Source organism: Shewanella sp. HL-SH5 (assembly GCF_051163755.1).
GTDB classification, from domain to species: domain Bacteria; phylum Pseudomonadota; class Gammaproteobacteria; order Enterobacterales; family Shewanellaceae; genus Shewanella; species Shewanella glacialimarina.
On sequence record NZ_CP195038.1, the window covers coordinates 2811932 to 2833918 of the forward strand.

Genomic DNA, 21987 nt, shown 5'->3' on the forward strand with positions numbered 1-21987 from the left:
GTCTAAAGCAGGTTATCAGACGTTCATAGAAAATTAATGGGAGTCAGAGTAAATATTACTTCCCCCCAAAGCTTGCCTTAAAAGCTATCCTATAGCTGTTTGCAAGTATTAAGTTCCACAGGCTTTTTCTTTTTGTTCTAACGTTTCTGGGCTCTTATCCTGCATCGACTTCAGGATCATCAAATTACATTCTCTTTCTTTTAATTCTTGCTCAGACTTTTGCTTTGGTTCACTGATATAAGCAACCATAGGTTTATAATTCAAAGATGCATTGCAGTACATATTAGATAAGCTTCGCCCTCTCTGATTCAAGTTGTCCATGCTGGATAGCTGAGTACAAAGTTCGGTAAACATAGTCTTAGCTTGTTGAGTACATTTAGAGAATTGAGTAGCTTGTTGCTCAAGGTCTGAACAAACACTATTGGGTTTTAGCTTCCATAGCTGATGCTGAAATCTGATATTAGTATCGTTGTATACTAAGCTTTGCGAGGTAACCGTGGTGTTCATTGAATCAACATACACTTCAGCAATACTATTGCTTACCGTGTGCAGATAGGCTGCAAACAATTGTGAAAATGGATCCATTACTCTTCCCTAAGTCGCTTTTTACAGAATTACCAATGTTTATGATAGTACTGTGTTTTCTTGCTCATGAAAATGATTTAAAGCACATTTTAAGTAACTAGATTAAGGTGCGTTCACTTATTGACAGAACTCCAAGTTAGCGCGATTAGGTACAATTTTCCCATTAGCCTGTAAATAGCTTAACGTCTATTCATGTACTCTAGTGACGATTTCAACCCCCAAAGCCACTATGCCTTTCAACTGCACGTATAGCGGTCTAATTAGCTGATCATCACGCTTACAAAAAAACGCCCCCCATGAGTTCAGTGTAACGACCCCAATCGGAGTCATCAGCGGGGTAAAAGTACCGTCACAGGGTGTGACGGTATAGATTTATAACCATTTATATTTGTGACCAGTAGCGATGAGGTTTTGCTTTAACCTGTTTTTCATTTCTTCGCTTGCCCTGAAATAAACAGATTTAATATCATTATCGTAAGCGTCTTGGCTAAACCCGCGCTCTTTTGCTTTGCCATACCACTCATGGCCTAAGTCAAATTCACCCGTTGAAAGGTAAACAGCGCCTAGCAAAGTACATGGCCTGAAATTTAATGGTGTCACTTTATGTGCTTCTAAACCAAGTTTAATTGAATTCACATAATCCTTTAAGTCTCTGCAAACGCCACCGTATGTGGTTAATAAAGCAGATTTTAATTTCTTTTCATTCTTAGGGATATTAAACGGATATGATTCATCTAGCGCTTTTTTTATTTTAGTCAGCACTTCAGCTTTTCTATATGCAGCACTGGCATTAACCAGCTCCCAAGGTAGGCTTTTTTGTTTCCAGTTTTGAAAATGAACGTGTGCAAGTTGAAGGTGATATTTCTGTACAACAAGTTCAGTTGAAAAACCAACACTATCTAACCATTTAAGCTCTTCAGGAGTAATTGCATTCTTACGCAGTTGAGTCAAAAGCTTATCTACACGGGAATTCTTTTGAATATTTCTGACTTCAAAATCCTCAAAATCAACACGGCTTGCTTTGAATGCTTCTGCTTTTTTTCTAAGTTGATTCTGTAACATTTCAGCTTTTGCTTTAGCTTCAGATAGAACTTTAGCTTTTCGTTCAAGAATCTCCTGCCGTTTTAGTGCTTCAATTTCATCGAGTTTGGATTGGTAATGAGAAATAACAACATCGACAACATCTTTATTGGCTTCTTTTGATAACTCTGTTTGGCTTGTTGTAAGCCTTCTTTTTGTTTCGACTTTAAGTTTAAGCCCATCACAAATTAAACTTTCAAGCTTATCTGCAACGTTTTCTTTTGAATTAACAGCCCTGAAAAGCTGACGTGTCGTTTGCCCCAACGCAATAGACATAATTTCAAGATCAGATTCTAAAACACAAATATCGTGTTGAGTTATGTATTTCACAAAAAGGTCAATGTAGGTACTTAAAAGAGGATACTGCAATTTTGGAAATAGCAGTTGAGCTTGAGCGATCTGTTTATTAACCACAGTAAAAATCCATTTTTATGACGTTGATTTAATAGAAAACTATTAGAAAACTATTAGAAATACGCTTAAATGTCTATGATTGAGTTCAAACTATCGAAAAGCGGAGTTTTGAAGAATGCTTAAAAAAATTCAAAAAAAGGGGTTTTCAGAGGCGGCACATAGGCGGCACAACTTTTGGCGATTTTATTAAATGTTTGATTTTTAAGATAAAAATAGGTGTTATGGTCTCCCCACAGGGACTCGAACCCCGATCGGCCGCTTAGGAGGCGGCTGCTCTATCCTGTTGAGCTATAGGAAGACGAAACTGATTATACTGGTTTTCAGCCTGATGAAAAGAGCTTATAGGCGATTAAAATCGTTAGGATTTAATTGCTTAATTATTAAACTGGTTTAAATAAGACAAAGTTGCTCACCTTTTGTCTCATTTACCCCCTAAACACTTAGAGTTTAATGGCTATATCGTGAACCTGAATGTTATCGGCGGCATCAACGTTTTCAATCATCGCGGTGGCTGTGCCTTCACTCACTTGATCTATCACTATTTCAGTGCGGTTTTTAGTCACAACTGCGCGCATGATATTAAGACGATCGGGGATGTTTTTTTGCAAAACCAACTGAAATTTGTCACCCAGTTTAACGCCATTTTTACGGCCTAAATTGATAATAACTCGATCCCCTTGCCTAGCGATAATTTGCCCTAGCAACGGGCGACACTTGAGTGCGTTATCAAGTGACATAACACTTAATTGCAGCTGGCTTGTGATTGCTTGCCCATAGGATGAAGACCAAAAACGCTGGCTGTTTGGCATTACGGTTTCTTGACGTTCAAACTCCCAGGGGGCTGTGGTAGCAAATGTTTGTGACCACACCTCTTCACCGCTGATGCCATGATATAGGGTTAGTTCATAGCTAAATTGACGTGAGGGGACTTCATCAACAAAGCCCATAAAACTGCTGGTGTAAGGCTCTGTCGACATATCAGTAATGTAAGATTTCAATATATATTGGCTGTCGGTGATTTCACCAAGCCAACTAGGGATGCTATAGCCTTTGAAATTAACCAGCTCATTGGCGGTATCTAAGCGTTCATCTGCGTGTACTTTGGCAAAACTAGCGCTTGATTGTTGATTAATGGCTTTACCAAATTGAAGCGTAAATGCTTTATTAAAATCGGATAAATGACCATAACTTAGCTGAGTTCTGTCCGCTATATCTGCCTGCGGTAACATAATAGCCGCCTTTAAGGACTGTGCCTGACACTGCTCTGTTTCGCTTTCATCATCAATATTAAGCGACAAAATAACCGTCATAATATCATTGCTAACTAACTCGCTGAGCAATTCAATATTATTGGCCGCGCCCATTCGTTGCATTGAAAAGGTATCCTGGGTGAGCGAGCCTTGAGTAATTTGCTGCTGGCTAGAAAAATTAACCCCGCCCCTCAGACTGGCGTAATTCAATGCTTGGTTAATGGCGTCTTCGCGCGCTTTATCTATATTGCCATTCACAATCTTGGCAGTACCTGTCACTTCAATTTGCTCTGCAATTGAATAAGGACTCAATAAAACAGGCAATAGCATCAAGGCCCGACACCATTTAGGCCACGAGTATTGTGTAAACTTATTATTTAATGCATGTACCATATTTCACCCTGCGTCAGATATCTGTCACTTGTAGCACAAAACAACACGTTACATCGCTGAGATAGCGCTGTCGTGAGTTACTAACAACTTATCAAGCAAAAACTGTGCCCAACCTATCTTTACTATCGCTAACGACACTATGACTAACGCCACTATGAATAACGCCGCTACAATTAATGAAACTCTATCTAGTTTAAGTCTACCTAAAATGGTCTGAGGTTCATTGACTGCAGTTTTATAAGTAAGCAGCGCTTTATAAAGATAAAGAATATTTATCTGATGCCGATATATCAGTATCAAATGAATAATATTGTTTTTTAGACAGACGCGAAGGACTCAATCATGCAGCACAAGCTTTCTATTCTCGCTCTGATGCTAGTCACCATAGGGCTTGCTGGGTGCGGTAATACACTTAACCCCGCAGCAAACTTGGACTATGCACAAAATGGCCAACTAGTGGGTTATCAAGACGCTGATGACGTACACCAGGAACAACTGGTTTATGATATTAATGCGTCGGGTTTAGCGCCCAAGGGACAAATTAATATTTGGGCTGAAAAATTAGTCAATGAGTTGGTGTTACAAAATGATGCCCTGCGTCCTGATCAACCCTTATTAATTGTTACCCCAGTAATGAGTAGCGACTTTAATCAAACTAATGAGTTAGCACTACAGCTGCAACAGAGTTTACTGAGCGCATTTCATGCCCATGAATTCAATTTAGTTGATCTTAATGTGTCAACTTCACTGCGCGCAACAGAAAAAGGCGAATTAATATTAAGTCGAAACTGGGAGCAACTTCCCGCTGACATGCCTGTGTCTCATGTATTAGTGTCTACATTAAACCTCACCAATGAAGGGGTGAATTTTAATGGCCGTGTGGTGGATATAACCAATAATCGTGTAGTGTCGGCGGTGCAGTCTTTTGTCGCAGGTCAAAGTTTATCCGGCTATATTTTGCCAGCCAATAAAATACAAACCCGTGACGGATTAATTTATCGAACCGAAAATGTTAAACAGAGTCGTTACACTGTGATAGGAGACAAGCAATGAAAAATCTAATACTAATTACAGTGCTAAGCTTTTTAATGCTGGGTTGCACAAGTAATGATAAGTATGTGCAATGGGAAACCGAGGCTCCAAGCCACTTTCCGAAAATTTCAGCCATTGGTTATGCACCACTCGCTACCCAACCAAGTAATATTGAGGCACATAAAGTATTGATGGCAATGCAAGCATCAAAAGTGGCTGCTTATCGTGAATTAGCAGAACAAGTATATGGGCAGAAGATTGATGCGGTTAGCAATGTCAGTGAGTGGCTACTGACTAACGATAGCGTTAAATCCTCTGTTAGCGGTATTATTCGTGGTGCAAAAGTGGTTAAAACCTACCCTTCTGGCGACTTTTATGTCACGGAACTTGAATTAGATTTTGAACAGGTTTGGCATTTATACGAGCAACAAAACCGCGCAAAACGGATAAAAGAAGTGACTTACTTTTAACCCGAAGGCACTTAAGTTATTTCAACAAAACAAAACGCCGCGTATTATCGCGGCGTTTTGTTTTGAGTAACTGCATTTATAACAACTAAATGATTATCGTCAAAAATTAAAATTTCACTTTAAATGCCAACGCCGCTGCGACTTCATTACTGAGCTCTTCAGTTGTTTGTGGCTCACTTAACTCCATCTCGCCACCAAAATAGTAACCAGTATAAGCATTCAAGCTAACGCTTTGGCTAATTTTCCAACCTGCGCGTAAAAAGCCAACCCACTCTTCAATTTCAATGGTTGTATCATCATTTTCAATTAAAAAACGTTCTGTACGACGAGAGCTACCGACACCAAAATCCCAGTCTTTTGAAAGCTGATACGTTAACTCTAAACCCGCGGGACCACTGAATCCGGCTTGAAACGGGTTAGCAAGTACCCACTTATCATTAATTTGCCAACGTACAGCAAGATAGGGAACGGTTCGCACCTCAGATATATCATTAAGATAAGCCACACCAAGACCTAGCATATTGCCAGATTCAAAACGATACATACCTGAAGCAACTACGCCATAACTTTGAGCATTTGAAGATGATGCGGTATTGGCATAGGCATATTGCACTTTAGGTGCAAACATGAACATCCACTGATTATCAGGGCGATAAATCAAAGATAGTCCAGCGCTGTACTGATCAATAGAAGACCAGGGCACAGTGTTAGTTCTTAAGGGAGTTTGCTGGTTAATACGCCAGCCATAGTCAAGATTATCATAACCAATGTTAGCGCCTATCATCCATTGTTTGTTTAATGGCATGGTCGCGGATAATTTGGCATTCCATACATCACGCTTTAATTCATTATCATTATTACCCACAGTGGCGGCTTGCGAACTAGTCCTGGCAACATTGAGCTCAAAAGGCGCACGATCTGGTGCTGATGTCGATGCTAAAGCACTCATACTTGTTAAGCTTAAACCTGCAACAAAACCTGTCACCAATAAAGGTAGCAAGCTCATTTTGGATAAATAATCTGGGCTAGATTTATTTGGCTTAAATTGATTTAGCTGTAAGTTAATGTGAAGTGCAGTTGTCATTAAAAGCATCCTTTCTAGGGTAACAAGTCGATTGATACTGCCTCAGGACAGTGTGGTATTTAAAATAGTACGAATTGTGCTACAAAGTGGTTCAATATCATCCTATTTTTATAAAATACGATGATATTATTTTATCCTTCACAATATGACTGATAGGCTCTTATTTATAGGCTCAGGTGATTATAGCTTATGCGCTTTTAAAAACATCATCGCTGTTTCAGTTAAGTACGCTTGCCTTTTAGACAATAAATCCGCTGTTGGCAGGCCTAATTCTAAACGCATTCTCAACTCACCAAATAACATTAGACTTAATCGTACTGCACTGTCATGGGGGTTATTAAAATGATATTGGTCATGTTGATTAACCTTTTTAAGGTAACCACTGACTAAATTTAAAATATGTTTTGGGCCAGCATCATAAAAAAGTGCTGCCACTTCAGGATGAGTATCAACTTGTGCAACACAGGTAGTAAAGACGGTTATGGCTTCTTCTGACGCTATCATGGCACCAAAATGTTGAGCAAATGAAGTTAATACACGCTCAGGATCGGTAGCATCCACTAACAAATTTTCAGTCAATTGATGCACTACGCACTTAGATTCTATTGAGGCAACAAAAAGATCATCCTTCGAGCCAAAATGAGCATATACAGTCTGCTTTGACACGCCTGCGTGTTTAGCCACTTCATCCATGCTCGTATTAGGAAAGCCCTGATGGCAAAATAAATCAATAGCCGATTGCAAAATTTGCACCCGCTTCTGTTCACTTTTAGATAATGTCATTTGATTATTCTGGGTCAATGTTTGTTCTTCTGTCATCTTTTCCCCGTATGTTGTCACATCAGCTAAACAGTTAACACTATTTAATCACAAAATGGACTGGACAGTCTAGTTCCTTAAAACTAGACTAGGCAGTCTAGTTAACACTAACATTACATCATCAACCTAAACATAGACTTGTTTTATTAACGTGTAATACACCCTCGATAGCATTGGAGAATACAATCATGGAACATAAATCGACCCGCTCAATGCATCGATATATGGTAGGCCTATTAAGCATATTGCTCGTCAGTAGCTGTGGCTCAGAGGTTAAGCAACATTCAGAGTCTGTTAGTTATCAAACGGTAGCAGTCTCAAACATTGTCGCATCCAATTATTATCCACATGAACAAACCTATACCGGTACTATTCGCTCTGCTAATACAACAGGTATTGGTTTTGAGCTAGCGGGAAAACTCAATGGCATAAATGTCGATAGTGGTAATAGCGTTATTAAGGGGCAAACACTTGCCACACTAGATACCAATTTACTTCAGGCTGAAAAACAACAACTTGAAGCAAGCCTGCAACAAACAAAAGCTGACCTAGACCTTGCCCAAAGCACCCTAAAACGCACCTTGGCCTTAAAAGATAAAAATTACGTCTCTGAACAACAATTAGATGAGACCAAGCAACAAGTTACCGGCTTGCAGGCTAACCGCCAAAGATTAAACGCCAGCTTATATGCCACCAATCTTAAGATTGAAAAATCCACCTTAACCGCCCCTTTTAACGGCAAAATCAGTAAAAGACATCATAATGTGGGTGAGGTTATTGGCCTAGGCAGTCCGGTTTTCACCTTAATTGGTATTGATCAACAACAGGCATATATTGGTGTACCTATTACTGTGGCACAAGGACTAGCTAATCAACAACAAGTGCTTGTGCGTGTTGGTGAGCAAAGCCTCAATGGCAACATTGCGGGGATCAGTGCTGAAGTTGATAGCATTACGCGTACAGTGCAGTTACGGATAAGTTTACCCAATGATGCCAATGTGCTTAATGGTGAAATAGCCTACCTTGAATACAATCAAAATATCCAAGTTACTGGCTATTGGGTGCCTATTTCGGCATTAACTGATGGCGTTAGAGGATTGTGGAACATATTTGTATTAAGTAAAGCCGCTGATGCTAGCGGCAGTAATCACTATGCGATTGAACGCCGTGACGTTGAAATTATCTATACCAATCAAGATCAAGCCTACATTCAGGGGGCAATAAGCGCTGACGACACCATTATTGTGGAAGGTTTACATAAGTTAGTGGTAGGTCAGGTTGTGACACCTGTTAAAACCGTGATGGCGGAGGCATTATGATTAAAGCCTTTTTAGAAAACGGTCGACTTACCAGTTTATTTATCGCCCTCCTTCTTGTGGCAGGTCTTGGTGCTATTTCTAGTCTACCGCGAACAGAAGATCCGCATATCACCAATCGCTTTGCATCCGTTATAACCCACTACCCGGGCGCTTCAGCTGAACGCGTAGAAGCTCTGGTGACGGAAGAGTTAGAAACTCAGTTACGTCGCTTAGAAGAGTTAAAGCTGGTTCAGTCTACTTCTCGCCCAGGGATTTCGGTGATTCAACTGGAACTTAAAGACACCATTACAGAAACCGATCCTGTATGGTCAAGGGCGCGAGACTTAGTTGCTGATACCAAACGTTACTTACCCGCACAAGCACAAAACAGCACATTAGATGATCAATTTGGTTATGCCAGTACGGCTATTTTAGGTGTTGTGTGGGATGACGAATCGCCAGTAAGAAGTGATATTTTAAATCGCTATGCCAAAGAGTTAGAAAGCCGAATTAGATTATTATCAGGTACTGATTTTGCCAGACTTTATGGCGCACCAGAAGAAGAGATATTGGTGGAGTTAGATGGCAATAAAATCAGCCAACTTAAATTAACACCCGGCACGATTGCGCAAATTCTGACAAATGCTGACAGCAAAATTTCAGCGGGCGAAATCAATAACGATCAATTTCGTGCCTTGGTTGAAGTGTCTGGTGAGCTCGATTCACAAAGCCGCATTCGCCAAGTACCATTAAAAGTCGACGATGATGGCCAAATCATTCGTTTGGGTGATGTGGCAACCATTAGCAGGCAGTCTAAAACCCCAGCCAGCAGCATTGCATTAATAGATAGTCAGCAAGGCGTGCTGATTGGCGCAACCATGTTAAATAGCCACCGAGTGGATGTGTGGCAACAGCATGTTGCCGACACCATTGAGACTTTTTCCAAAAATTTACCGGCAAACATAAAAGTACAATGGTTATTTGACCAGCAAGGTTACACCAGCGTCCGTTTAGGTGATTTGGTGATTAATCTGCTACAAGGCTTTGTCATTATTGTCGCAGTGCTAATGCTCACGCTCGGTCTGCGTAATGCACTTATTGTCGCGTTATCTCTGCCATTAACCGCGCTATTTACCTTAGCCTGTATGAAATACACTGGCTTACCTATTCACCAAATGTCAGTTACAGGCTTAGTGGTTGCATTGGGGATCATGGTTGATAACGCCATTGTGATTGTTGATGCCATAACGCAACGACGCCAACAGGGAATGAGTAAACTAGAAGCCGTATCGAAAACTCTGCATCATTTATGGCTACCGTTAGCAGGGTCAACCATTACCACCATACTTGCCTTTGCACCTATTATGCTAATGCCAGGTGCTGCGGGTGAATTTGTTGGCGGCATTGCTATTTCAGTGATGTTCGCACTTTTAGGTTCATACATTATTTCTCATACGCTTATTGCTGGCCTTGCTGGACGCTTTAGTCGAAGCGAGCCTGCTACGGCATGGTATCAACAAGGGATGGCCTTTCCACGGTTGGGGTATGCTTTTAAAGCCAGTTTAGAATTTGCGCTAAAGCGACCACTGTTAACCGCATTGGTGGTGGGTATTTTACCGATAAGTGGTTTTATGGCTGTAGGACAAATGACTGAGCAGTTTTTTCCGCCGTCTGACAGGGATATGTTTCAAATTGAAGTCCATCTTGCCCCGCAGGTGAGTATTGAAAACACCCGTCAGCAAGTGGACTTAATTGATAAAAAGCTACAACAGATAACTGATATTAGTGAAGTCACCTGGGTTGTGGGCGGCAATACGCCTTCTTTTTACTACAACCTCACTCAACGTCAACAAGGGGCGACTAATTATGCTCAGGCAATGGTTAAAGCTGCAGACTTTGAAACCGCTAATCAATTGATACCACGGCTGCAAAATGAGCTAGATATTGCCTTTCCCCAGGCACAAATTTTGGTGCGCAAGCTAGAACAAGGTCCACCTTTTAACGCGCCAGTGGAGCTATTAGTCTATGGACCTAATCTTGACACATTAAAAGAAATTGGCGATCAGCTCCGCGCCCTGCTTATTGCTACGCCAGATGTTATTCATACCCGTGGCACCCTATCACCCGGAGCGCCAAAGTTATGGTTACAGGTCAACGAAGACGCTAGTTTGATGAGCGGCCTTAGCTTGACCGATATTGCCAATCAAGTGCAAATGGCCACAACGGGCATTATTGGTGGCAGTATTTTAGAACAAACTGAATCTTTACCTATTAGAGTCAGACTTGGCGATAACAGCCGCGAACAAGCAACCCGCCTAGCCGAGCTTAATCTGGTATCACCTACGGGCACAGGCATTCCACTGTCGGCATTATCTTATAACGAGATCAGTGTCAGTCGTGGTGCAATACCCCGCCGAAACGGTGAGCGGGTCAATACCATTGAAGCCTATATCACCAGTGGTGTATTACCTGCTCAGGTGTTAAATGACGTGAAGCAAAAGTTAGCTGAGATTAATTTACCTTCGGGCTACCGCATTGAAGTAGGCGGCGAAAGCGCCAAACGAAATGAAGCTGTGGGGAACTTATTATCAAATGTGGTTGTAGTGGTCACCTTACTGCTCACTACTGTGGTGCTATCGTTTAACTCATTTAGGCTGACCGGTATTATTTTACTCAGCGCCATCCAATCGGCCGGACTGGGCTTATTAGTGGTGTTTGTGTTTGGCTACCCATTTGGTTTTACTGTGATTATTGGTTTATTGGGTTTAATGGGATTAGCCATTAATGCCGCCATTGTGATTCTGGCTGAACTTGAGGACTTACCCGAGGCAAGACAAGGCAATATGGCATTAATTGTTGATACCGTTAGCAGTTGTGGCCGTCATATTGGATCGACAACCATCACCACTATCGGCGGTTTTTTACCATTAATCATTGCTGGCGGTGGATTTTGGCCTCCCTTTGCAATTGCGATAGCGGGCGGAACCTTGCTCACGACTATGTTGTCTTTGATTTGGGTGCCGGTAATGTATCGCTTATTGATGAAACCTAAATCTAGTCAGCTCTGTTTGTGAGAATTAAATGAATCAGTGACAAATATAAACCACTTTGCATTAGGCAGCATGGGGACTAAATAAATTATCATTAAAAAAGCCGCTTTATCACTAAAGCGGCTTTTTATGTTAATAACCTACATTTTATAAAACTAGGGCTAGCAATTACTCTTCGGCATTACGGTCCATGTTTTCAGTATTTTCAAGCCATAACGCATTGATGATACCGAAGGAACAAGCAAGCAATACACCTAAAATCCACGCAAAATACCACATAGATAATAACTCCTATTAATAAAGTGATGACTTGTTGTCTTCAATAAAGTTACGACTTAAGCGGCCATACATCTTGTAGTAAGTCCAAATCGTATAACTTAATACGGTTGGAACAAAGATTATCGCTGCAAACGTCATAACTTTTAAGGTCATTTGGCTCGCTGTCGCATCCCACATGGTTAAGCTCACATTGGGTTCAAGTGACGATGGCATAACAAATGGGAACATAGCAGCACCACAGGTTAAAATTACCCCCGCAATGGCCAATGAACTGAAAAAGAACGCAAAACCACTGCGGTTAAAGCGGCTAGCAAATATTGCTAGTATCGGCATTAATAACCCTAAAACAGGGAATAACATGGTAACAGGATACTTATCGTAATTAGTTAACCAGGCACCCGCCTCAATCGCAACTGTTTTAGTTGTTGGATTAGATGGCCCCGCTAAATCAAGTGTTGAAGTAATCACGTAACCGTCAATACCATTGGCTAGCCACACACCGGCAGTTGCAAATAGTACAACTAACAAACCACCACAAATTTGAGTCATGTTAGCCGCACGAACACGTAACTCACCTTCGGTTTTCATTTGTAACCAGGAAGCACCTTGCATCATGATCATGCTGACACAGACAAGGCCTGTTAGTAGTCCAAATGGATTAAGTAATCCAAAAAAACCACCATGGTATTTAGCCCGTAAAAACTCATCAAAGTTAAACGGTACACCTTGCAACAAGTTACCAAAGGCAACGCCAATGATCAGCGGGGGCACAAAACCACCGATAAATAATGCCCAATCCCATGACTTACGCCATTTTGGATCTTCGATTTTTGAACGATAATCAAACCCAACAGGACGCAAGAATAAGGCAAACAATACCAACATCATCGCGACATAAAAGCCTGAAAATGAGACGGCGTAAACCATTGGCCAAGCAGCGAATAACGCACCACCAGCGGTAATTAACCACACCTGGTTACCGTCCCAATGGGGCGCGATGGTGTTAATCATAATACGGCGTTCAGTGTCATCTTTACCAATAATGGGTAATAACGCACCAACCCCCATATCAAATCCGTCTGTTACAGCAAAGCCAATAAACAGCACACCAATTAATGCCCACCAAATAAATCTTAATACTTCATACTCAAACATAATTAGGTCCTCTGATTAAGCATCTTGGTTTTCAAAATGATAACGGCCGGTCTTTAAGCTACTTGGACCAAGACGAGCAAACTTAAACATCAAGTAAGCTTCTATCACCAACAGGATGGTATAGAACACCGTAATCGAAATAATACTGAACCAAAGATCCGCCATCGTTAAACTAGAGGCCGACATAAAGGTGGGTAGCACTTCAGAAATAGTCCAAGGTTGACGACCAAACTCTGACACAAACCAACCTGCTTCAATGGCTACCCATGGAAGTGGCAAACTGTAAAGAGCGGCACGAAGTACCCACTTTCTCTCGGCAATTTGATGGCGAGTGCTTTGCCAGAAGGCTGCAGCAAATACAAATAACATGATCACACCAGAGCCAACCATTATGCGGAAACTCCAGAACATAGGAGCTACAGTCGGAATTGAATCGAAAGAGGCTGCAATAATCTGTTCTTCTGTCGCATCAACGACTTTGTCAGTATAGCGCTTAAGCAAGAAACCATAACCTAGGTCGATTTTGGTCGCTTCAAATTGCTCTCTAACCTCGGCCGATTTGTCACCGGCGCGTAATTTTTCAAGCAAAGCATACGCAACCATACCGTTACGAATTCGAACTTCGTGCTCTTTAATAAGATCCTTAATGCCGGTCACCTCTTCATCTAAAGAACGTGTCGCAATAATGCCCATCGCATATGGGATCTTAACAGCATAATCCGTGTGCATAGTTTCTTGATTAGGGAAACCGACAACAGTGAAGGCCGCTGGAGCTGGCTCAGTGTGCCATTCAGCTTCAATCGCCGCTAATTTAACACGTTGGACTTCACCTACTTCATAACCTGACTCATCGCCTAATACTATTACCGATAAAATAGAGGCCATACCAAAACTCGCCGCAATCGCAAATGAGCGACGAGCAAAAGGTAAATCACGACCTTTCAAAATATAATAAGAGCTAATCGCTAATACAAACATCGCACCAGCGACATAACCCGATGCGACAGTATGAACAAACTTCACCTGTGCGACAGGGTTAAAAACCACTTCAGCAAAGTTGGTCATTTCCATACGCATGGTTTCATAATTAAACACTGACCCTACAGGATTTTGCATCCAACCATTGGCAATCAAAATCCACAACGCAGACATATTAGATCCAAGAGCCACTAACCAGGTAACCGCTAAATGCTGACGCTTACTGAACCTGTCCCAGCCAAAGAAAAACATCCCCACTAAGGTTGATTCAAGGAAAAATGCCATTAAACCTTCAATAGCTAATGGCGCGCCAAAAATGTCACCTACATAATGAGAATAATAGGACCAGTTAGTCCCAAACTGGAACTCCATAGCCAAACCGGTAGTGACGCCTAGGGCAAAGTTAATCCCAAACAACTTGCCCCAAAATTTAGTCATGTCCTTATATATCTGCTTGTCTGTCATCACATAAAGTGACTCCATAATAGCTAGAATAAACGCTAAACCTAAGGTGAGGGGAACAAACAGAAAGTGATACATGGCTGTCAGCGCAAATTGTAAACGCGATAGCTCAACAACCTCTTCGATAATCATTGGCGACTCCTTACTTCAGTACAACCAAATACTGCATAGCAACATAGTTGCTATAATGACGTTATACCTGAAAACAGTCATATTGACGCAATGAACAACTCACCAATGTATATAAAATGATAAATTAATCTGTTTGTCTGCGTTTTCAAGTCCAATTCTAAACGGTATACATATTAAGGTATAATTAAGCAAAAGGTCATGTTTTTTAATCAAAAATGTGATAACAATTAGATTTTTTGAATGAATCTAATTTTAATATAAATAATCATCTACTTAGCTCAAAACCGACTCTTACTAATTTTGAATTTAATGTCAGACAGTTCACAATTTAATCATAAAAAATCATCCCCCCGACTATCACATATATCACCCCCAACTTTTAGGTATTGACAAAAACATGCCACTTGCTAGGAAACAAAAAACGCATCGACCTTAATCAACAATAAAAGTCACAACTTACGCCAATTGTTAATAGAAAGTATAAAATGGTAAGGATAACCAATAATGGATTAATTATATAAATATTATAAAATTAAAAATTATATATAAAAACCTTAAAAATCAATTGAAAAATAAAAAACACAACAAATTAAAACCAATAATAACACAAGAAAACCATTAGATTATCTAATGTCGAATAATCATTTTTACTCGTTTGAACCCAAACTTCAATCTCAGTATGATATACGTATTAAGAAAACGAGCAGCATACATGCCAGGGAGTCGTTATCTTAAGCCCAAGGTGTTTTTTATCGTTCAATTACTGAACTTATTGATCTAAGAGATGTTGCTATGACTAAATTATTTGAAAACGTTGTCAGCTTATACAAGCGTGCTTTTGTTGAGATGTACAACGCAAAAGAAATGAAATAATTCGTTTTATCCTACTTGATATTTTGTTAGCGCAAAATAGCCAATCATTGTCTTTTTAAACAATACGATGATTGAGACAAAAAAGCCCATTCATCACTGAATGGGCTTTTTTACGCCTAACAATTCTACCACTAGTCGTAACGGAATGTTTTAGCGATAAAAATAAAAAAGGCGACTATAAATAGTCACCTTTTTATTAGTTCAATTTACAGCGCTAAGCTTAAGACTAACTAGCCAATCTTAACTCGAGCATTGCGGAACATACGCATCCATGGGCTATCTTCGCCCCACTCTTCTGGGTGCCAAGAGTTGGCTACGGTTCTAAATACACGCTCAGGGTGCGGCATCATAATCGTTACACGACCATCAGTCGTACACACACCCGTTAAACCATTTGGTGAACCATTTGGATTTAAAGGGTATTGAGTCGCAACTTGGCCATGGCCATCAACATAACGCAATGCAATAGTGCCTGACGCCTCAGCTTTTGCTAATGCTTGTGCATTGGCAAATTCCGCTAAACCTTCGCCATGTGAAACAGCGATAGGCATACGCGAACCTACCATGCCTTCAAAAAAGACCGATGGCGTTTGTTGCACTTCAACCAGACTGAAACGTGCTTCAAAACGTTCTGAACGGTTACGGACAAAGTGTGGCCAATGTTCACTACCTGGAATGATTTCTTTCAAGTTAGATAACATCTGACAACCATTACATACACCTAAAGCAATGCTAGCGTCACGCTCAAAAAAGCGGCTAAATTCATCACGGGCACGACTGTTGAACAAAATTGACTTAGCCCAACCTTCACCAGCACCTAATACATCACCGTAAGAGAAACCACCACACGCCACTAAGCCTTGGAATTCTTCCAAGCTAATACGTCCTGATAGAATATCTGACATATGAACATCGCGGCTTTCAAAGCCAGCACGGTCAAATGCCGCAGCCATTTCAATGTGAGAGTTAACCCCTTGCTCACGTAAAATAGCCATCTTAGGCGCTAAACCTTTTAAGATATAAGGCGCTGCAACGTCAACACTTGGATCAAAAGCTAACTTAACGGTTAAGCCCGGTGCATCAGCTTGTTGCTTAAGCGCGAACTCTTCTTTAGCACATTCTGGGTTATCACGTAGCGCTTGAATGCGGTAAGTGGTTTCAGACCATAACGTCCGTAAAGCGGTGCGAGTATCGGCAAAAATAATGCGCTGACCATCAGTGATGCTAATCATATCAGCAGCTTGTAGGCCACCAATGTTATGACAAGTTACCCCTTTAGCTTCAAACAAAGCAGCTATATTAACAACGTCAGCTTGGCTAACTTGAATAACAGCACCTAATTCTTCGTTAAATAAACGCTCTAAATCAGTACCGTTCAAGCTGGCTAAATCGATGTTTAAGCCAGTATTACCGGCAAAAGCCATTTCCACTAATGTGGTAAATAAGCCACCGTCACTGCGGTCGTGATAAGCGATAACAGCTTGGTCAGCCACTAATTTTTGCATCACTTCAAAGAAGCCTGCTAGGTTAGCAGTTTTATCCAATGTTGGCGCAACATCGCCTAATTCACTGTAAACCTGCGCTAAACAAGAGCCACCTAAACGGTTTTGACCATTGCTTAAATCGAGCATTAATAAAGCGGTATCGCCTTTATCGGTGCGAAGTTCTGGCGTGACTGTTTTACGAATGTCCTGTACTACACCAAAGGCGGTGATCACTAACGACATAGGTGAAGTTACGGTTTTTTGCACGCCGTTATCTTCCCAGGCCGTCTTCATCGACATTGAGTCTTTACCGACAGGAATGGTAATACCAAGTTCAGGACAAAGGTCCTCACCAATGGCTTTCACAGCTTGATATAAACCGGCATCTTCACCAGGGTGACCTGCTGGAGACATCCAGTTTGCTGACAACTTAATGCGTTTAAATGTGCCAATATCTGTGCCTGCAATGTTCATGATTGATTCAGCCACCGCCATACGGGCAGATGCATCAAAATCAAGCAAAGCTAACGGAGTACGTTCGCCCATAGACATAGCTTCACCGCAGTAGCTGTCATAGCTGGATGCCGTTACCGCACAATCAGCAACTGGCACCTGCCAAGGGCCAACCATTTGGTCACGGTTAACTAAACCGGTAACTGAACGGTCACCAATGGTGATCAAGAAACTTTTATCTGCCACTGTAGGCAAGCTTAAAATACGCTTAACCGCTTCTTTAACATCAATTTTAGCTTGGTCTAACGCGGGTGAAACCGCTTTAGCAGATACCACATCACGGCTCATTTTAGGCGCTTTGCCTAATAAGACTTCAAGCGGTAAGTCGATTGGCTTGTTGTTAAAGTGACTGTCTGCAAGCGTTAGATGCATTTCTTCAGTCGCTTCACCAACAACGGCAAAAGGTGCACGTTCACGGGCACAAATATCTGCAAATTGCTGTAGATTCTCAGGCGCAACAGACAATACATAACGTTCTTGTGACTCGTTACACCAAATTTCAAGCGGACTCATGCCTGGCTCATCTGACGGCACGTTACGTAAATTAAACACCCCGCCACGATCTGCATCGTTTACTAACTCAGGGAAGGCGTTCGATAATCCACCCGCACCTACATCGTGAATAAACTGAATTGGATTCGCGTCACCCAACTGCCAACAACGATCGATAACTTCCTGACAACGACGTTCCATTTCTGGGTTTTCACGTTGTACTGAGGCAAAATCTAAATCTTCACTTGATTGGCCTGAAGCCATAGAAGATGCTGCACCACCACCTAGTCCGATGTTCATTGCTGGGCCACCTAATACAATTAGCTTAGCGCCAACGGTAATCTCGCCTTTTTGCACATGCTCATCACGAATATTACCTAAACCACCCGCTATCATGATTGGCTTATGGTATCCACGTACTTCCACACCGTTATGGCTAGACACTTGCTGCTCATAGGTACGGAAATAACCAGTAATCGCTGGACGACCAAACTCATTATTAAATGCCGCGCCACCTAGTGGGCCTTCAAGCATAATTTCAAGTGGTGTGACGATACGGTCAGGCTTGCCGTAATTATCTTCCCATGGGTGAACAAAACCCGGAATTTTCAAGTTAGAAACAGTAAAGCCGGTTAAACCTGCTTTAGGTTTTGAACCACGCCCCGTTGCACCTTCATCACGAATTTCACCGCCAGAACCTGTAGCCGCGCCAGGATACGGGCTAATTGCGGTTGGATGATTGTGGGTTTCCACTTTCATCAAGATATGCATAGGTTCGGTGTGGTAGTTATAAACGCCATCTGGATCAGGGAAGAAGCGACCCGCAACAGGCCCAGTCATTACCGCTGCATTGTCTTTATACGCTGACAGCACGAAATCTGGAGTCACTTCAAAAGTGTTTTTAATCATTTTGAACAATGATTTTGGCTGAACTTCACCATCAATTGTCCAATCAGCATTAAAGATTTTATGGCGACAATGCTCAGAGTTTGCTTGAGCAAACATCATCAGCTCGATGTCGTTTGGATTACGCTTCAAACGCACAAAGTTCTCGACTAGGTAGTCAATCTCATCTTCAGCCAGGGCCAGACCTAATTTGACGTTAGCCACTTCTAATGCACGGCGACCTTCGGCAAGAATATTAATACTTTTGAATTTTGCAGGTTCAGTGCGGGCAAACAACACATCTGCAGCGGCGAAATCGTTAAGTACAACCTCCATCATGCGGTCGTGTAATAAGCTCACTAACTGGGCATATTGCTCAGTCGTTAACGCTTGTGATTCAACATAGTAGGCAATACCACGTTCTAAACGCTTTACTTTAATTAAGCCGCAGTTACGGGCTATGTCAGTAGCTTTGGAAGACCAAGGCGAAATAGTACCAGGACGAGGCGTGATAAAAATTAATTGTCCTTGTGGGGCGTGGGACTCAATGGCAGGGCCATAGGTAAGAATTCGTTCAAGCTGAACACGCTCGTTATCATCTAATTGTTCAGTTAAATCAGCTAAATGCGTATATTCAGCGTAGATACTTTTCACTGGAAGATCTGCGCTGTCGCAGGCCTCGATGAGTTTTTGAACTCTAAATGCAGAAAGTGCTGGGGCTCCGCGAATGATTTCCATCACGTCTATTCACCTTATAAATTATATAGGAGGGTCAGAATTGGCGCTATTATAGGGAATTGCACAGTACAAATCACCTACCATGCTGTTTGAAAACAGTGTTTCCTAATAGACAAAATATCGAGCCAACAAAGCAAAGCAAAACCCAAAAAGTCAATCTAACCTCTATACTAAAGGTTATGGATAATTAGCCTTGTTAAGCACCCCAGCCTTAACATTGGCTCAACATTGGCATAACATTGACAAAGCGATTTCATCATTTAGCTCAGCATAACCGCTGCTATTTTAACCAACACTATGCGATTTTAATAACTCCTGCTAAAGTAGGCGGCATAAAATACCCAACAGCTTAGCGATACACTCTTTCTGCATGAGCTTACAATAGCCATTTATTTTGATTCCCAACAACTATTTTATTAAATAATCTATTGAAAAATATGACAAAAAAAATAACCACCATTTTGTTTGTTATTTTTATTTCGGCCTGTCAGCCAGCCGAAAAACAACAAATAGAAGACATTATATCTTCAGCACCAAAGCAAACTGAACTTCGTGTCGGCACGCTTTATGGTCCACAAATTTATCTTAACTCGGAAGAGTTGGGAGAGTCAGGCTTTGATTTTGAAATGGCAAGCAAGTTTGCTGATTATCTAGGTGTACCATTACAAATGGTACCTTTTACTGACCGTAAACAATTATTTAGTGCACTTAAGCAAGGTAAAATTGACATTATTGCTGCCGGTATCGCGAAAACCCCCAACCGCATAAAGCAATTTAAACTTGGCCCAACCATGTACAAGGTTAATCAAGTACTGGTTTATAAAGAAGGCACCCCAGAACCTAAGGATATTGCCAATCTAGCGGGTGAAATCACGGTTGCGTCTAATTCGTCTTCTATACACACGTTAACCCAGTTGCAAAAAAATCATCCCGATTTAATGTGGAATCAGGTAAATGATAAAGACTACGAAGATTTATTCGCTTTAGTGGCCAATGGCGACATCAACTACACAATTGCAGATTCAAACAGCTTGTTAATCAACCAACGTTTTTTACCCGAGTTACGTGAAGGTATGATTTTAGAAGAGAAGCTTGAAGTCGTGTGGCTTTTACCACCTGATGAAAGTGATCGCTTAATGAGTAAATTACTGGCTTTTTGGCATAATGAAAAGCGCGCGGGCACCTTAGAGCATTTAAACGAAAAGTATTTTGGTCACGTTAAACGGTTTGATTATGTCGATACCCGCGCTTTTATCCGGGCTATCGATAATGTGTTACCTGAATACCGCAGTATGTTTGAACAATATTCTGGCGACTTTGATTGGCGTAAATTAGCCGCTGCCAGTTATCAAGAATCCCATTGGAATCCTTCAGCTCGCTCACCAACTGGTGTTAGGGGCATGATGATGTTAACGCTTCCTACAGCGGCTTATGTGGGAGTCGATAACCGGCTTGATCCAGAGCAAAGTATTCGAGGCGGTGCATTTTATTTAAAAGATATGATGGAGCGCTTACCTGAAACTATTCCAGAGAATCAACGGATTTGGTTTGCCCTCGCCTCATATAATATTGGTTTAGGACATGTGGAAGACGCCCGTAGACTAACAGAATCGATGGGAATGGACCCCGATGCTTGGCGAGATGTCAAAAAGGTATTGCCTTTATTACAGCAATCTAAATATTATAAACAAACGCGCTATGGTTATGCTCGTGGAAGTGAAGCTGTGCATTACGTTGATAGTATTCGTCGTTATTATGACACGCTCGTCTGGATTGATGATCAAACTAAGCAAATAGACATTATCGACTCAGAGCCAACGCCTGAAGCCGTTGCCGACAATATAGAACCACTAGCAGACTCAACAACAACCCCTAAGGGTTAGCATTGATGTTATAATACCAGTCGAAAATGTATATGGAGTCATTATGAAAAGACCACTAGCAAGTAATTTTATGTCTCGCAGGCGGGTGATGTTAAAACTGCAAAAAAGACGTATCAAGAATAGACAGCATATTTTCTTCTCTTTCCAAACTCCGGATGCCTAGGCATCCGTTTTTTTATTCCTTTTGATCGTTTTTAAAACAAATCCGATTAAATATGTGATCTTTAGCGGGAGTTTAAAGTGTAATTAATGAGTGGCCCAAAAATACTAATCCCTGCCACACTGGCGCAAGCATCTCCTATAAGCACAATTTTGTCATTTTAGTCACCTTCAATAAAGCCACACTTTGTTCCAATCGCCGTACTGAATATTTCAACGATGAGAATCAACTCCTGTCGCTATCAATACCAAGCTAAAATCAAACAATTGCCTGTAGTAAAAAGCTTACTAGTAACCCACTAGAAAGGACAATTTTGTAAGCTAGGGAAAAATCGGCAATAGCGGCTAGCATGCCACTCTCATGTGGCAGTAATTTTTTAATGGGTTGAATCTCTATTTACCAGTATTTAAAATTTTGTTCTTCATATTCTGAGTTCACACCTAACAAATGATAAGCTGAAGGGGTAGTAATAGTAGGA

General features: G+C 41.3%; 14 protein-coding genes and 1 tRNA gene. 5 read left to right on the top strand and 10 right to left on the bottom strand.

All coding sequences use genetic code 11. From position 1 onward, the window contains the following. Window positions 1-108: 108 nt before the first annotated feature. The 4 genes from ACRWQM_RS12320 to ACRWQM_RS12335 all read right to left on the bottom strand — a co-directional run bounded on the left by ACRWQM_RS12320 (window position 109) and on the right by ACRWQM_RS12335 (window position 3659). A complete protein-coding gene (locus ACRWQM_RS12320; protein WP_434930190.1) occupies window positions 109-585 on the bottom strand; it encodes a hypothetical protein in 477 nt (158 codons plus the stop codon). Window positions 586-957: 372 nt separating this feature from the next. Next, complete coding sequence (locus tag ACRWQM_RS12325; protein ID WP_434930191.1) at window positions 958-2079, bottom strand: hypothetical protein; 1122 nt, start codon at window positions 2077-2079, stop codon at window positions 958-960. Between the two features lie 222 nt (window positions 2080-2301). After that, a tRNA-Arg gene (locus tag ACRWQM_RS12330) sits at window positions 2302-2377 on the bottom strand. A 142-nt stretch (window positions 2378-2519) separates the two neighbouring features. Beyond that, a complete protein-coding gene (locus tag ACRWQM_RS12335; protein WP_434930192.1) occupies window positions 2520-3659 on the bottom strand; it encodes a flagellar assembly protein FlgT in 1140 nt (379 codons plus the stop codon). Between the two features lie 405 nt (window positions 3660-4064). On the opposite strand from ACRWQM_RS12335, the gene ACRWQM_RS12340 reads away from it, so the two are divergent. Together ACRWQM_RS12340 and ACRWQM_RS12345 are read left to right on the top strand one after the other, a co-directional pair. Continuing rightward, entirely contained in the window at window positions 4065-4775 is a 711-nt protein-coding gene (locus tag ACRWQM_RS12340; RefSeq protein ID WP_434930193.1) for a FlgO family outer membrane protein, read from the top strand. After that, on the top strand, window positions 4772-5224 hold the full coding sequence (locus tag ACRWQM_RS12345) for an LPP20 family lipoprotein (RefSeq protein WP_434930194.1): 453 nt from the start codon (window positions 4772-4774) through the stop codon (window positions 5222-5224). The genes ACRWQM_RS12340 and ACRWQM_RS12345 overlap by 4 nt, the downstream gene beginning before the upstream one ends. A gap of 106 nt (window positions 5225-5330) precedes the next feature. On the opposite strand, the gene ACRWQM_RS12350 is transcribed toward ACRWQM_RS12345, so the two are convergent. After that, window positions 5331-6308, bottom strand: a complete 978-nt coding sequence (locus ACRWQM_RS12350) for a DUF6268 family outer membrane beta-barrel protein (RefSeq protein ID WP_434930195.1) — start codon at window positions 6306-6308, stop codon at window positions 5331-5333. Between the two features lie 180 nt (window positions 6309-6488). Beyond that, the gene (locus tag ACRWQM_RS12355; protein ID WP_434930196.1) at window positions 6489-7127 is read right to left on the bottom strand and encodes a TetR/AcrR family transcriptional regulator; all 639 of its coding nucleotides are present in this window, start codon (window positions 7125-7127) and stop codon (window positions 6489-6491) included. A 188-nt stretch (window positions 7128-7315) separates the two neighbouring features. Between ACRWQM_RS12355 and ACRWQM_RS12360 the strand changes: the two genes are divergently transcribed. Together ACRWQM_RS12360 and ACRWQM_RS12365 are read left to right on the top strand one after the other, a co-directional pair. Then, a complete protein-coding gene (locus ACRWQM_RS12360; protein WP_434930197.1) occupies window positions 7316-8446 on the top strand; it encodes an efflux RND transporter periplasmic adaptor subunit in 1131 nt (376 codons plus the stop codon). Then, entirely contained in the window at window positions 8443-11499 is a 3057-nt protein-coding gene (locus ACRWQM_RS12365) for an efflux RND transporter permease subunit (RefSeq protein WP_434930198.1), read from the top strand. Before ACRWQM_RS12360 ends, ACRWQM_RS12365 begins: the two co-directional genes overlap by 4 nt. Window positions 11500-11643: 144 nt before the next feature. Here the strand turns inward: ACRWQM_RS12365 and cydX are convergent, their stop codons facing one another. The 4 genes from cydX to purL all read right to left on the bottom strand — a co-directional run bounded on the left by cydX (window position 11644) and on the right by purL (window position 19466). Then, window positions 11644-11754 (bottom strand): cytochrome bd-I oxidase subunit CydX, encoded by a 111-nt coding sequence (gene cydX / locus ACRWQM_RS12370; RefSeq protein WP_226410518.1) that lies wholly within the window; start codon window positions 11752-11754, stop codon window positions 11644-11646. Window positions 11755-11769: 15 nt separating this feature from the next. Beyond that, complete coding sequence (gene cydB / locus ACRWQM_RS12375) at window positions 11770-12909, bottom strand: cytochrome d ubiquinol oxidase subunit II (RefSeq protein WP_434930199.1); 1140 nt, start codon at window positions 12907-12909, stop codon at window positions 11770-11772. 15 nt (window positions 12910-12924) lie between these two features. Further along, a complete protein-coding gene (locus tag ACRWQM_RS12380) occupies window positions 12925-14481 on the bottom strand; it encodes a cytochrome ubiquinol oxidase subunit I (RefSeq protein WP_434930200.1) in 1557 nt (518 codons plus the stop codon). A gap of 1103 nt (window positions 14482-15584) precedes the next feature. Beyond that, on the bottom strand, window positions 15585-19466 hold the full coding sequence (purL, locus tag ACRWQM_RS12385) for a phosphoribosylformylglycinamidine synthase (RefSeq protein WP_434932036.1): 3882 nt from the start codon (window positions 19464-19466) through the stop codon (window positions 15585-15587). Window positions 19467-19903: 437 nt separating this feature from the next. Here purL and mltF point away from each other — a divergent pair, with 437 nt between their 5' ends. Continuing rightward, window positions 19904-21349 carry a membrane-bound lytic murein transglycosylase MltF gene (gene mltF, locus ACRWQM_RS12390; RefSeq protein WP_434930201.1) on the top strand — a complete coding sequence of 482 codons (1446 nt, stop codon included), beginning with the start codon at window positions 19904-19906 and terminating at the stop codon, window positions 21347-21349. Window positions 21350-21987: the final 638 nt, after the last annotated feature.